The following is a 14031-nucleotide window of genomic DNA, read 5'->3' on the forward strand; positions in this document are numbered from 1 at the left end:
TATTATCCGCCAAACTGTGCATTAGGCATCACTTTAACGTTTCTGTTGTTTGCTTCTAGCCCTACTTAGTTCTATCTTCAATTTCATCGAATGGTTCAACTGAAATACGCTCTGCAATTTCACTCATCTTCTTCATTTTTTCTGGGTTACTAGTTCCCCAAAACCGCTCCCAGTCTTCACGTGTTCGCCACTTGGCAATAGTTAAAACCTTTTCCGGTACATCGTAAGCACGAAGCATAAAACTACCAAGCGCCCCATCTACTGACTGATGAATTGAATCTGTCGTCGAACGCCATATATTTTGAAACTCATCCATTTTTTCACTTGGCACACGCCATTCATACACAACTCTAAACATAACACTTCCATTAAAATTTCTAGATTTAATACGGCAAAGTATCAGGAACACTAAGCCAGGTTAATAGATGAATAAAGCAACATAGTAGAGCGTAGAACAACCTAAAAAACAAAGCGTAAACGCTCTAAATCACTCCGATTCGATTAGTCATGCACACATTCAAAGATTTCGTATTGACGTTTAACATTGGCAGTTACTTTTCCCCAATGTGAGGCTTGAACTCTTTCCTGATGTTGCTTAAAAGAGGCTTTGTCGACGAACTCCTCATAGACATCAAAACGAAAAGGATTAGTCGGCCTTTGAGTCACAAGAAAAGTAAGGCAGCCCGGCTCTTCTAACGTGAGCCTTTTGTGAGTTATTAACGCATGTTTTACTAATTCTAAATCCTTTTCCGGAACTAAAATAAAGCCTTTCAATGTTACTTTCGACATATCATCCTCTCGCCCCTGTAACCTTTCGTTAAGAAGTAGCCAACACGCCCTCAATCTCAACCATCATATCGCAAATGTGAATCTCACATGAATTAAAATGCCACGTGTTAGGAATCTATTTCTAATGCCCTATCGACTTACGAGCATAAGGTTATCTCTACCCTTTCTTTGCCTTTACCGATGTTCTTGCGTTTTAATTGAATTTGGCCGACTTCTGATGTGCGCTTTAAGTGAGTGCCACCGCAAGGCACTTGCGCAAACCCATCCACTCTCCAATACCTTCTTTCACTCTCTTGATCGGAAAAGTCACTAATAATAACTGAATCAGAGTTAATCAAATCTTGCACATCAGTTTCAATTTCTTTCAATAGCGGGCCAATACTTTCAGACCACTCGAAATCTATGCGACTCTTATTTTCAGAAATATGCGCGCCTATCTTAACAATGCCTTCCCGACGCTGATAAAACATCTCGAGCACCACTTCAGCCGCAAAGTGTAGCTTCATTAAGGCATATCTACGCTTCCAATCAATATTCGTAGTTACAATGTCACCAAGAGTAAAATTTGGAGAGGATTCCAATGTGTAAATAAGTCGAACACCTAACTTTTGAGCAATCAAAACCGGAATACCATTAATCGTTCCTTTATCACTCTCTTGGCCTCCAGACTCTGCAAAGAAGATAGTCTGGTCCAATTCAACCTTATTTCCGTCTACATTGGTCACTCTTGAGTTAAGTTCTGTTTGGTAGGGATTAACCCAAAATAATTTCTCGCTCATGCTGCTATCCTTGCAGTAAGTCCTATCCGTGATAGTACATTCACTGACCACCAAGTCAATTCAAGAAACCTCGCCGTCAAGTGTAAGGCTGTGTATTGAGTACGAGCAGGCTAGATCTATTAGATGCTTTTAAGGCTGGGTACTAAACGCTGTCCAGGGGTTTAGCTAACAACCCGTAAATTGCTGAATCTGAGACTACTCCATTCACTTCCCAACGCTGCCTAAGGAAACCTTCCTTTATAAAACCTAACCGTTCCAAGACTTTACCTGAAGAAGCATTGTCTGGATCTATCTCAGCCTCGATTCGACGTAGATTCAGTGTTTTGAATGCGTGTTCGATTAATGCAGTTCCCGCCTCTAATACAATGCCTTTACCCCAGAAATGACGACTCACGCCAAAGCCAATTTCTGCGCGCCTAGACTCTTTCACGTGATTAAACAGCATTATCTTACCCAGAAGTTGGCCATTGCTCTTTAGGAAGATGCCTAGTGTCACTTCTGTATTCCTATTCATGGCCTGTGTACTCTTGGCTATAAATGTCCGCGCTTCTTCAATTGAAACCCAAGGGCCAGAGTTCCAATATTTCATGACCTCATGGTCTGAGAAGATGTCAAACAATTCGCTTGCATCATCTTCAACTAGCTCTCTTAGAATTAATCGTTCCGTTTCAATCTTTGTTACTAACATTTTGGGGTCAGCCTTTTGGTTCGTTATTGGTGACGAAAATCCAATAAAAGTGTGAGACACGTAATACAAATGATTTCGTATGAGACTTTTAAACAAGCTCAACGCACGGTAAAAGCGCCACGTGTAACGACTCTATATTGAAGCAAATTTTAGACATTCAAGTGCGTCAACAAGTAACCGTTGAACGCATCAAAGCTTGGGGTGAGTTGATCATAAGTCCTAAACTCAGGCTCAAAATAGTCCATATACTTTATTATCGCTTAGTGACGATTTCCTTCAGTACTCTGGCTGGGTTGCCACCAACAACGACATTGTCTCTAAAACTCTTTGTAACGACTGCGCCAGAGGCTACCACCACGTTGTTCCCAAGTGTTACGCCAGGGTTGATTACGGCATGGCCACCTATCCAACAATTGTCACCAATGTTTATGGGCTTTGCTAGCTCTAAACCACTGTTCCTCTCGATAGGATCTAAGGGATGAGTCGCAGTATAAATGCCAACTTGAGGCCCAAGTAAACAGTTATCACCAAACTTAACTTCCGCAACATCCAAAATCACACAACCAAAATTAGCGTAAAAATTATCTCCAACGTGAATGTTGGATCCGTAGTCGCAATTGAAAGAAGATTCAACATGAATATCGTCACCTGTTGTGCCAAACAAGCGCTTAGTTATTTGAACTCGCTTTTGTTTATGCTCAACAGACGTGGCATTCAATTTTTCAGTTAGTAACCTAGCGCTCAACCTTAACTTTAATAACTCTTCATCACTTGGGTCATAAAGCTCACCTGCTAACATTTTCTCTTTTTCTGACATAAAACTTGGACTCCAATACCAATTTTCTTACAACGCTACATTAAGTATGTGAGTAACGCTACCTCCTAAGCGAGGCTGTTCCACCACGAAAACAAAGCCCGACTTGAACCCTAGTCCTCAGCGCTATCACAAACTAGTGCACTACCACCACCGTTCTCACTAACTTATCACCGAGACGTTGCCTCTTTTTACCAAGAATGAAAATTGAGTCAATAAAACCGAAGAATGGAGTAATAACATTTCGAAAGAGCGACTGAAAAATATTGCACTTTTTACCCGTTCTTGCACTTATAACTGCAATGCCCAAAAGTTTTTTACCCACACTTTGACCATTTGGTAAACAATCAGAAAAAAGGTAATACGATACAGTCGCAGTTACTGCTGTAGCGCGCACAAGCTCTTTTTCAATACCGATTTCTAAGCCGACCCATAAAACGAGAGTAAAAATGCTAAAGCTGACAAAAAGATCAATCATTTGTCCAACACACCTAACTCCCGGACTAGCCAAAACGTAATTTTCTAGAGTAAATTTTTCTGCATTTTTCATTTTAAAATTTGGACTAACAATTGTTTATTTGTGAACTAACGCTATTGAGACAGTAACATCCCCACTAAACCTAATCCATACTTCCGTAAAGCAAGGTCGAACCTGATTTTTCTATCTTTTCAATATATTACCACGCTTGTTCTAAAGGCTAGATTGGTAATATTTCAACATCTCTTCTTGATTAAGCGCTTTACTTTCTAACTTTTGTTGATCTTTAAAGATTTGAGCTAATGAAGGGAGAATTGAGCGATTTACTTTATAGTCATCAGACCAAAGTTTCCCTCTCATCACCGCTTTCGCACAATGAAAGTACATACTCTCTATGACTATTTTGATAACAACCTTAGGATCTTTACTTCCATCGGGGCAAGCAGATATCAAGTTGGCGTCGGTGTGAATACTTGCGATTCCTTTAATACGGAGCACTTCATCAATACCATTTACCATCAATAACAACCCTACCTTGGGGTTACTAATGATATTTTTTAGACTATCGATACGATTGTTCCCCGAGCTATCAGGGAGCAACAATGTTGATTCATCTAAAACTTTTACGAAGCCAGGCTCCCCTCCTTTAGGAGAAAGATCGATATACCCTTGTGAATCAGCGGTACTTAGAACTGCAAAATGGCAGTTATTAATTAATGTAATCGCATGAACATCCAGCACAGGCAGAGCTTTATTTTTAGCTCTCGCACTTGGCTCTGCGTAAATTTCTTTTAACTGCTCTATTGTTTTAATTTCACTCATTCAATGTTATTCCTTCACTATCGTATAATGCTTTGCTTGTAAGCAAGCAGTAACTCTGACTTCTTGTATAGGCACTAGACCTAACTCATCGTAAAAATACTACGAGTACAAGTTGTCTCTTTAATGCCTTGTTATCTGAAGATTTAAAGTTTTTCACTAAACTCCCCACACTGCTTACACTTATAACCATGCTTGTAAAAAAACAGTGGAAAACCCAGTAAAATAAAAACTAAGAAAGCTGGGCGTTTACCTTTTGTAAATGCAAATAGATCTTTACTACCACATTTAGGGCAAACGTCTTTTTCTTCATCAACGTCAACTTCATTTCCCAATGATTCTGAGAAATCGCTACTAAGTATTTGTTTCGCATCTTCTGCATCACTTTCGGCCACCATCAGACGGACGCCGCCTATTGCATTTGAATAAAGCCACTGAGTATTTACCGTGTGCTCGTCAGCGATGTAACTTTCTATTCCGACACTATCTAGGCTTGCTCTCGCAATATGAGCTTCATGAGGAAAAGAAAACCTTGCTACTACAATCACATATTGCTCCTTGTGGGAAAGCGCTCCCGTAAGGTATAAGAAACGCTAATTGGAAATGCTATGTATGGTACGCTAGCCTGAGTAGTTTGTTGTACCTAATCACCCAACCACAGCTATTGAAGCTACATCGACATCAAAATCATATGAAAAAATAACGGCAAACAAACAGCCACATGAGCCATGTCGGTGCTTGATACATTTTTCAACTTTATCACGAGCACGACCATAACCCACACTGTAGCGGACGCTAAGCCTAGATAATTATCTAAGTCATTGTAATAATCATACTTATCAAGGAAAGATAGAAAGTTACTCTCTTTAGTTTCCACCGCCTTTCTAAGCACCTCATTTGCAATTGAGCAATAGTATTTCGAGAAACTCAGGAAAGTGAACTGAACGAGTGTTGCTACTATTAAAAATATCTTCATATTTACATCACCGCATAATGCCCCGCTAAGAGATGAGTAATTCAATACAGAAACCACTAAAAATCATCTTAATCACTCAACGTATTGCGCCGTAAAAATACCACACGTTGCGAATCAACTTTGAGCAGTTTGTTATAACTCTGATTTCGCATTAATGTATAGCTTATGAACATCGTCTGAATTAGAAAAGTCTATACAGTAGGCCAATTTGATCACGTTACCATTTTTTGATTTGTAAATAACCATATCATATTTTTCCAATAGCTCGCTAACCCCAAAGAATGACTCCAAAGGAAGCTCGGAAAACTCTCTGTAGCCTTGCATCGCCGTTATCGCATCTTTCGCAACAGCTGATCCTTTGTAATTAGTCGCAATTCAAGATGAGAGAGCGAAGTTTTTAAACAGTTGCTCATCACTTTGAATACTTAGTGGATTCGCGGCCATTCCTACACTACAAAGAGCAATACTTATGCTGGTTACTAGTACTCTACATTCCATAAATTAAGCCTTTTGCTTCCTAAGAGTTGCAGCACATTATTAAAGAGTGAGTATCACAATACAAAACTGCCCCACATCACTTAAATCAACTCATAGTGAAAATGCCATGTGTAACCACTCTTGTTGTGAACCAATTATTAGCCCAATACAGACTAATATATATACCCTAACCAATCTATATGACCAACAGCCCAAGTTTTACCGCTGATAGGTTTAACATATAAATCATCTAGTTGTTCTACAGCAACACCGTAATTTTTATGTTCGTGAACTCGCAACCAAGAACTTAGAGAGTTAAGGCGCTGATAACCATTAGCCACATAAAAACGCTCCAAATCGGAGACTAAAATGATGAAGTCGACATCTTTAGTTGAGGCATAATCGCTGAGTTGAGACAACATTGTTGTTCCAATACCTTGCCTTTGAGCTGTGCTCTCGACACAAAAGTCACTCACACCTAATACTTTATAAATTTCATCACCAACGCGAACAACTCTGTAGTCTAATCCCATGTAACCAACTAACTGATCGCCTTCGTAATTCAGAACTCTCATATGCGGGAGTTGCTTATAGTAAGAGCGAGTAACTTGATGTTCAGGAAACGACTTGTTTCTAAGAGCTTCAATTGCATTATGCTGCGCTTTAGATAACTCGATTTCTGGGTAAATATCCATATTTGACCTTTGAGTATTAATGACCTTTTGGAGTTGAGCAACGCAATACAAAAGCCGCCGCATACCGATTTAATCACTGAGCTCAACGCCCAGTTAATGCCACGAGTTGAGAATCAATATTAGACAGTTTGTTAGTTTACATTTCGCACGAATCACGCGATTTAATTAAATTGAACATTTCATGCGATACATTATGATCTAACTGTGCACTCAATTGGGAACTGGCCATGCATACATTAACAGCCAATGATGCCAAACAAAATTTCGGCGAACTACTTCTAAGCGCACAACGCGAGCCAGTAAAAATCAGCAAAAACAGTAAAGATACTCTGCTATCAGGGTTTCAGATGCTAGCTGATAATCCAGATTTAGGAAGAAGTTGTGACGAGATGTACCCAAATGGCTTTTATTTCCCGATAGGAAAACACACAGCTTATTTCACCAAAGAAGATAACTTTATCTTAGTTGTTGCTGTATTAGGTTAATCACAGCTACCCCAGAATCATCTGAAATAACACGATTTTCACCTTAGAAGCATAATTAGGGTGAGAGTTTATCCATGTAAACTAACACCTTGTTAAGGTGTGAAGCACGCAATGCCCTAGCTTCCGCATAGCACCTTAACCAATAAACCCACCGCATAGTAAAAAATGCCACGCGTGCTGAATCACTCTTGAACAATTTGTTAGGAATATTTCTGCCCAATGACTAGTTAGTTTTATCTAACAAGAAGTCAGGGACGAATGTATCAGGAACTCTAATCTCCCCTACAATATGCCCATTTTTCATTTTTACTTGCTCACTTTCATGCGTCAAAGCAAATATAGCAAACTGGATGACAACCAAAGAGAATATAAAACAGGAAACTACATATGAAAACATGGACTTGCGCTTTGACACAAATGATTTGAATAATAGCTTACTGTTTACAAACAACAAATATAATGCACTTAAACAAAAAGCTACACCTAGAACAAAGTACAAACAATTTACGATTACATTCGTTGATGCTTCTGAAAAATTGACCACACCTGCATAGAACAACACACCACAGTATAGATAATTGCGAATTCCATCAAAAACTTCTTTCACACTATCTTTATCATCGTACCACTTTGACACCTGACTACTCCCTCAAATATTTCCTAACGCCGCATTAAGGTGTGAGCGATGCTTGCCTATACTTTGAGCGAAGCGAAAATGGCAAGCGTTGCGAATCACTCTTAAATGCTTTGTTATGCATCTTGGATTCAAGTACGAAGTGCGACACCTCTGAACATAAAAACAGTGAGATGCGATAATCATGAAGTTTGCTCCCGCCAAGAAGTAAAAAACATGAAATACACGCACCTCACTGAGAACGAAAGGTATATGATTTCTGCCCTCAGAAAGCAAGGAATTAGTACCGCTAAAATAGCTAAACAACTGGGGCGTCACAAAGCCACTATCTATCGAGAAATTGAACGCAACTCCCGATACAACAGATACTTTAAAAGGTATTTCTATCAAGCGTGGAGAGCTCAACAAATGGCTCGCAACCGACTGAGACGCTCGCGCAGGAATAAGCGTTACAGCGAAATCGACTTTAGGCTACCTGAAGCCTTGCTACGACTGGATTGGAGCCCTGACCAAATCGTCGGATACCTGAGGGGAAGAGGCTATCCAACAATGAGCCACGAGCTCATTTATCAGCATATTTGGAACGACAAAACTCTCGGGGGAACACTATGGAAACACCTACGCCAATCCACTAAGAAAAGGCGCAAAAGGTATAACTCAAAAGACAGCCGAGGTCGACTGGCAGCAAAGCGCCATATTACCGAAAGACCTGCAAAAGCTGAGCATCGAAAAGAGCCTGGTCATTGGGAAATTGATACTGTCGTGGGCCGTGGAACCAAGCACTGTATCGTGACTTTAGTCGACAGAATGACTGGCTACACTTTTATCGGTCAAATGGACGACAGAACAAGCGAGTCGCTCAATGTAAGAATGAGCAAAATAATGACCCGCTCTGATTTACCTTTTAAGACGATAACCACGGATAACGGCACTGAATTTCACGGCTATGCACAGTTAGAAAAACATCATAACTGCTTGTTTTACTTCGCGAAGCCATACCATTCATGGGAACGAGGAACTAATGAAAATACCAATGGCTTGATACGACAATACTTACCAAAACGAACTTCCATGTCACACGTGACACAGAAGCTATGCAATGACATTGCACACAAATTAAATACGCGCCCACGCAAAATACTTGGGTATAGAACACCAACGGAGTATATTCATGCGCATCTGTAGAAAGTGTCGCACTTCAAACTTGATACTAAGCATTTTCAATCACATACCACAACTGCTGACCAAGATTGCATGCCTCGAAAGTAACTGGGATTTTATCATCGTTTGTAACCTTGGCTTCGTATTTACGCCTTAGTAAGCCAAGATTAGCCAGTTCTTCGGGATGGTCACCATCAAAAGCAAAAGCATACCCTTTTCCATTGCTGTAATCTCTTGGCAAATACCAAACATCTAAAGTGCTTTTCAGAGTGGGACTAAAACGTTCGATTGTATATACCAGACGCTCGAAAGTATCTAGACAGTAACGCCTTTCAACAAGACCAATAACTGCCTGCGCTATCCATTTCGACTTATCTACATTGCTAACTCTTTCTAGGATGAATACTAGATCACTACTAATTTTTTGAAGCTGCTTTCTATTTTCGATTCCAACATCGATTTCATCGATATGGCTGTTTTTCAACTTGACAAGGAAAGCCTCTAATTTCTTGGCAAACAAGTAGTTAGTTACATCTCCTTTGAGTTGCAATACTTTTACGGCATTCCCCAGCAACGGAATATCCTTAAGCAAACCATTTTCAAGTAGGGAATCAAATATCAGTTCACCGTTACTTACAGCCAAATCTACTACTTTTTCTTTCATCTAAACTCCAAGAAAATGCATAACGCCCTGCTAAGGGGTGAGCAACGCAATACCGAAGCCGCCGCATACCACCTTAATCACTAAATTCAACGCATAGTAAAAATGCCACGCGTTGCGAATCCCTCTTGAGCAGTTTGTTAGTCGCGAGGCACCGAGAGACAATTTTAAGCCGAACTAAACTTTGCAAACAACAAATCTTATGTGCTTTGATGCATTTAAGTTAGGCGTGGTCTCAAAGCGGCTACTCAATGAAACCACTTGGAACATAAAACGCCGTAGAAAACGGACTGACAACACCAAAAAGCACTTTTTGGAAAACCAATCTCACAGTGCGGACTTTCAACAAAGTAACTGAAACCACGTGGAACTTACAACACTAGAGAAGACGACTTTTCAGCGAGTAGATCTGCTTTTGAACCAACAAACTCACCGGACAGAATTGCAACCAAGAACAGACGCTCGATTGCCCTGTTCTGTCAGCGCCAAAGAACAAAAAAACGCTTGGACACTTGCAAACTTTGAATTTGAAACAGCCTGAAACTGAGTTTTGACCATCGATGAAGAGCCTGTATAGCAAACAATCATCAGCCAAATTTTAAGCTTAGAAACATGATTTGACTGCAAGCTTTTTCTGGCGACTAACGCCCTGTTAAGGGGTGAGCAACGCAATACCGAAGTAGCCGCATACCACCTTAATCACTTAAACCAACGCATAGTGAAAATGCCACGCGTTGCGAATCCCTCTTGAACAGTTTGTTAGGTTAATTTCTCAACGCACGCTCATTTCTAACCTTAACTGTTTTCGTTAACCGGAGGAAAGAAGTCGCTGTAGTTTAATACCGTGAGTTGTTGAACTAAAAGACTAAAACCTAAAAGAAGAAACAACGTTGAGATCAGGCTAATTACTATAGTCCCTTTCAAAGAGCCTCTAGGCTGTTGAAAAAGTTTCCTTTCCATTATTTTTGTATTCACCCAAAACAAGTAAATAGCCAAGCAACTAAACAGTATTCCGAGTGTATCTATAAATAAATTTCCAGCAGGACGGATTACAGTCCAAACACCAACATAGAGAATTACTCCGCAATATATGTAGTTTCGAATTCCGTCAAACAATGATTTAACTTTATCATCATCTTCATACCATTTATTCAATTATTATCTCCATTAACCTAACGCCCTGCTAAGGGGTGAGCAACGCAATACCTAACCCGCCGCATACCACCTTAATCACCAAAATCAACCCATAATGAAAATACCACGCGTTGCGAATCCCTCTTAAGCAGTTTGTTATGTGTTTGGTTAATGCATACAGATTTTATTAACGATTGCTTTCGTAATATCCGCGGAGAAATACTCTTGAGCTTCCTCTTTGGACAAAGCAATAGAATCATAGATAAAGGCAGAACCTTGGGCTGTTACCGTTTGTAACTTACAGTCAACCTTGATTATAGCCTTCAACGAACCTGACTTACCTTCACGATAGATTTTAATGTCGTTCAGCTGGCCCATATCTCCAACGACATACCACTCATCAAAATATGGCCCGCCGACCATATCTTTATAAACAAACTCACCATCTAAACCAAAAGAACCTTCTTCTGCAAATACTGACGATTGGACGCAACCAAGCATAAATATTGCTACGCCAAATCTGATTACTTTGTGCATATGTTATCTCAAACTCTGATTACACATAACGCCGCATTAAGGTGTGAGTTACACTACCACGAAACTCAACCATACCACCGTAAACACTAACCTCAAAGATAGAATAAAAAATGCCAAGCGTTAGGAATCACTCTTAAATGCTTTGTTAGCCATTTCTCCCAGACAATATGCCACTCAATGTATCTAGTAGATTCTTATCTTCAATTTCACCCATTAAAGCAATATCTTGTGAACCGAGTCCATTTAGTGAAGGGCCAAAAACACCATTAATTTGACTATCTGATCCTCGGGCTAAATATAAACGGTCATGAAATACTGGCTTTTGGGGCAATTGGGCGAATTTCACGTTTGGATAATTCTGTTCAATTAAGTTCTTTAAAATTCGTTGCGCGCTAGAAAGGCAATCCCCCCTTTCTTTTTGTATCAAAGATTTTGTCGGCCAATTCGGAGTATGCACAGTAAATTCTGTATCTTTTTCTATAGCTAAGTTTTCTAAGTAACTGATAATGTTATCATATCCGCCACCTGAACCTGCCTCCCCTGCATCTGCGAGTAGAAACCTATCTGTAAAATAAACATCCTTAATTGGAGGCTTAATATTTGCTTTCCTATTTCTAGTGACGAGTTGCATGAAAGCTGGTACAGAGCTTTTTCTATTAAGCCCCCCTGAAATTTCTAGATTTAAGTAATCACTTTCGCCTGTATTAGAAGAATTTAGAGGTTTGGAGCAAACTGGGCATACTTCATGATTTCCAATACGACCTTTCTCAGTTCGATCTGCTTCTTCGCAAGATCGAGCCCAAGAACTCAATTCTCTTGTGTCAAATTCATATAAAAAGAAAGGGAATACTAGAGTTGGTTTAAGCTTCCTCTTTTTATCTGATTGAAATAACTCTGGAAGAACCTCTTCCATTTCTTTACGATCCTCAGGACGGCATGGCAGACCCATAGAAAATCTAATTAACCAATTATTCAATTGTACTACTCCATATTAGTTTGATGGCTAACGCCCTGTTAAGGGGTGAGCAACGCAATACCAATGCCGCCGCATACCACCTTAATCACTTAAACCAACGCATAGTGAAGATGCCACGCGTTGCGAATCCCTCTTGAACAGTTTGTTAAATATACTAAGCAGCTGCTGGGTCTTGTCTTTCAGCCAACCAAGCATCAAAAGCAGCTCTTTGTTTGTCATACAATATGCGCTCGTATGTAGCAGGATCATGAGAATATAAGGCATGACGAATTACGGTAAACGGATTAAACTGATGTTTTGTTGTACCCTCCGAGCCTAACTGCATTTCAAATTCTCTTACTATATCAAGGCTATTGGCTATCACCCCCCTAAACTCTTCAACCGTAATTTCCTTATATCCCATAACTTCTTCTACAAAGCCGTCAACTTTATGAGATTGAAACTTGAAACCTTCAAAGAAGGTAGAAACAGCCGAACCAAAGTTAAATACATCAAGAGGTCTAGCAGCAATTGAATCATTACTGTCAGCTTGAGCCTGCAGTTTCTCGGTTTCTTCTCTTATACTAAGGAACTCTCTATCAGCTAGCTCGAATAACGCAGCCAAAGTATTAATACGTCTTTTTAATTCTGGCGGGATTGACTTTTTATACTTAATCTTATGATCCAACACACTCCAAGCATCTTGAACTATAGTTCTGATTTGCACTTCAAAGCTTAGATCTCGATATAGGATATACTCTTTCATTCCTGAACGAGGCTCTTGCAATTGCAAGTCCATATGTAACCCTTTATATCCAAATACATCTTCTTTACTTTCTATATCGAGTATCTTGTTAGTTTCATCTATTACAGAGAACTCATCTTTAAGTATATCTCTTACTTTAATTACATCCTTTTCATATAAGCAGACAACTCTCAAGCCAAGGACATCTGTGATGTAATCTTTTATTTCATAACTAGTTTCACTTTCCTCAAGCTTCGCCTGATATTTGCGTGAAAACTTTTTGATGCACTCTTCTCGGTCTTTAACTCGTCCTGACACAAGTGATATGGAAACACCTTCCGTCACTAATATTGAGTTAATAATACTAACAAAACTATCTTTAGCTTTTTCTAAAACATCGTGATTATCGTTATAGAACTCTCTAAACTTTTGCTTTTCAACTTCAAAATCTAATGATGCCATAGTTTCTCCTTGTATATTTAACGCCTTGTTAAGGTGTGAGGCGCGCAATACCGAAGCTCCCGCATAACACCTTAACCACTAAAACCAACGCATAGTAAAAATGCCACGCGTGCCGAATCACTCTTGAACAATTTGTTATACATTTATTCCGCCGCCTCTCGAAGCCAACTATCTAAGGACTCACGCGGATTTAACCTATATGCTCGTTCAACGTTTGTCTCGTCTGGCGGCATGATTTCTGCGTTGATATAGAGTTTATTTCGACAATTTAAACTATCTAAGTAACCTTCAATATCCAAGCGCTTAAGAGTCGACTCCATCGCAGATAAAAGAACTGCCGTAGTCTCTTCACTAAAACCACATTCAGCGCTCACATTGTCCAAAAGTAGTTCAACATCTGAGAAGTATTCATCGCAGAAACCAAACAACGGTGAGTCTGCATATGACCATTTTATTTCTTCTTGGTCTTCAGAGGATGAAGCTTCGGTTTGCAACAGCTCGTCAGACCAAGCCGAAAATATAGGTCGATGCCCCTCTCCAGTTGTGACCAAAGCTACGTAATAGAAGTGATGCTGCTTAAACTCAGACGACAACCTTACTATTATTGATTTGGTCGCCTTGTAGAGCATATTTTCTAGTTGTATAAGTTTCATATTGCTCCAAATGTATAACGCCCTGTTAAGGTGTGAGCAACGCAATACCGAAGCCGCCGCATACCACCTTAAACACTAAGCGCAACGCA

At 39.8% G+C, this 14031-nt stretch carries 17 protein-coding genes and 2 pseudogenes; 3 read left to right on the forward strand and 16 right to left on the reverse strand.

The genetic code is table 11. The features are described from left to right. Positions 1 to 61: 61 nt before the first annotated feature. From R7E29_RS00655 to R7E29_RS00695, 9 genes are all read right to left on the reverse strand, one after another. On the reverse strand, positions 62 to 358 hold the full coding sequence (locus R7E29_RS00655; RefSeq protein ID WP_005377084.1) for an antibiotic biosynthesis monooxygenase family protein: 297 nt from the start codon (positions 356 to 358) through the stop codon (positions 62 to 64). Positions 359 to 501: 143 nt separating this feature from the next. After that, a complete protein-coding gene (locus R7E29_RS00660; RefSeq protein ID WP_318082372.1) occupies positions 502 to 789 on the reverse strand; it encodes a putative quinol monooxygenase in 288 nt (95 codons plus the stop codon). 137 nt (positions 790 to 926) lie between these two features. After that, on the reverse strand, positions 927 to 1568 hold the full coding sequence (locus R7E29_RS00665; protein WP_005377082.1) for an alanine--tRNA ligase-related protein: 642 nt from the start codon (positions 1566 to 1568) through the stop codon (positions 927 to 929). Between the two features lie 142 nt (positions 1569 to 1710). After that, complete coding sequence (locus R7E29_RS00670) at positions 1711 to 2256, reverse strand: GNAT family N-acetyltransferase (RefSeq protein WP_053350310.1); 546 nt, start codon at positions 2254 to 2256, stop codon at positions 1711 to 1713. 253 nt (positions 2257 to 2509) lie between these two features. Next, complete coding sequence (locus tag R7E29_RS00675) at positions 2510 to 3073, reverse strand: sugar O-acetyltransferase (protein WP_047102727.1); 564 nt, start codon at positions 3071 to 3073, stop codon at positions 2510 to 2512. Positions 3074 to 3206: 133 nt separating this feature from the next. Beyond that, positions 3207 to 3620 (reverse strand): RDD family protein, encoded by a 414-nt coding sequence (locus R7E29_RS00680; protein ID WP_031778951.1) that lies wholly within the window; start codon positions 3618 to 3620, stop codon positions 3207 to 3209. A gap of 141 nt (positions 3621 to 3761) precedes the next feature. Next, on the reverse strand, positions 3762 to 4370 hold the full coding sequence (locus R7E29_RS00685) for a pyridoxamine 5'-phosphate oxidase family protein (RefSeq protein WP_005389306.1): 609 nt from the start codon (positions 4368 to 4370) through the stop codon (positions 3762 to 3764). A 143-nt stretch (positions 4371 to 4513) separates the two neighbouring features. Beyond that, positions 4514 to 4915 (reverse strand): DUF2007 domain-containing protein, encoded by a 402-nt coding sequence (locus R7E29_RS00690; RefSeq protein ID WP_005377076.1) that lies wholly within the window; start codon positions 4913 to 4915, stop codon positions 4514 to 4516. 1078 nt (positions 4916 to 5993) lie between these two features. Further along, positions 5994 to 6515, reverse strand: a complete 522-nt coding sequence (locus R7E29_RS00695; protein ID WP_017634591.1) for a GNAT family N-acetyltransferase — start codon at positions 6513 to 6515, stop codon at positions 5994 to 5996. A gap of 227 nt (positions 6516 to 6742) precedes the next feature. Between R7E29_RS00695 and R7E29_RS00700 the strand changes: the two are divergent. Together R7E29_RS00700 and R7E29_RS00705 are read left to right on the forward strand one after the other, a co-directional pair. After that, positions 6743 to 6850: pseudogene (locus R7E29_RS00700) on the forward strand (type II toxin-antitoxin system Phd/YefM family antitoxin); the annotation flags it as partial. After that, a pseudogene (locus R7E29_RS00705) lies at positions 6836 to 7000 on the forward strand (type II toxin-antitoxin system RelE/ParE family toxin); the annotation flags it as partial. The pseudogenes R7E29_RS00700 and R7E29_RS00705, both read left to right, overlap by 15 nt. 223 nt (positions 7001 to 7223) lie before the next feature. Here the strand turns inward: R7E29_RS00705 and R7E29_RS00710 are convergent. Continuing rightward, positions 7224 to 7637, reverse strand: coding sequence for a hypothetical protein (locus tag R7E29_RS00710; RefSeq protein WP_054574717.1), 414 nt, complete (start codon positions 7635 to 7637; stop codon positions 7224 to 7226). A 213-nt stretch (positions 7638 to 7850) separates the two neighbouring features. On the opposite strand from R7E29_RS00710, the gene R7E29_RS00715 reads away from it, so the two are divergent. Continuing rightward, on the forward strand, positions 7851 to 8819 hold the full coding sequence (locus R7E29_RS00715) for an IS30 family transposase (protein WP_213906742.1): 969 nt from the start codon (positions 7851 to 7853) through the stop codon (positions 8817 to 8819). 25 nt (positions 8820 to 8844) lie between these two features. On the opposite strand, the gene R7E29_RS00720 is transcribed toward R7E29_RS00715, so the two are convergent. The 6 genes from R7E29_RS00720 to R7E29_RS00745 all read right to left on the reverse strand — a co-directional run bounded on the left by R7E29_RS00720 (position 8845) and on the right by R7E29_RS00745 (position 13942). Then, positions 8845 to 9459 carry a hypothetical protein gene (locus R7E29_RS00720; RefSeq protein ID WP_017634596.1) on the reverse strand — a complete coding sequence of 205 codons (615 nt, stop codon included), beginning with the start codon at positions 9457 to 9459 and terminating at the stop codon, positions 8845 to 8847. 792 nt (positions 9460 to 10251) lie between these two features. Then, on the reverse strand, positions 10252 to 10611 hold the full coding sequence (locus R7E29_RS00725; RefSeq protein ID WP_017634597.1) for a hypothetical protein: 360 nt from the start codon (positions 10609 to 10611) through the stop codon (positions 10252 to 10254). Positions 10612 to 10758: 147 nt separating this feature from the next. After that, positions 10759 to 11127, reverse strand: coding sequence for a hypothetical protein (locus tag R7E29_RS00730; RefSeq protein ID WP_017634598.1), 369 nt, complete (start codon positions 11125 to 11127; stop codon positions 10759 to 10761). Between the two features lie 145 nt (positions 11128 to 11272). Further along, positions 11273 to 12103 (reverse strand): hypothetical protein, encoded by an 831-nt coding sequence (locus R7E29_RS00735; protein WP_155489449.1) that lies wholly within the window; start codon positions 12101 to 12103, stop codon positions 11273 to 11275. Positions 12104 to 12257: 154 nt separating this feature from the next. Continuing rightward, positions 12258 to 13289, reverse strand: a complete 1032-nt coding sequence (locus tag R7E29_RS00740; protein ID WP_054576957.1) for a GTP pyrophosphokinase family protein — start codon at positions 13287 to 13289, stop codon at positions 12258 to 12260. Positions 13290 to 13432: 143 nt separating this feature from the next. Further along, positions 13433 to 13942 (reverse strand): DUF4303 domain-containing protein, encoded by a 510-nt coding sequence (locus tag R7E29_RS00745; protein ID WP_017634602.1) that lies wholly within the window; start codon positions 13940 to 13942, stop codon positions 13433 to 13435. Positions 13943 to 14031 lie beyond the last annotated feature (89 nt).

The organism is Vibrio sp. Vb1729, assembly GCF_033338655.1.
GTDB lineage: Bacteria > Pseudomonadota > Gammaproteobacteria > Enterobacterales > Vibrionaceae > Vibrio > Vibrio alginolyticus.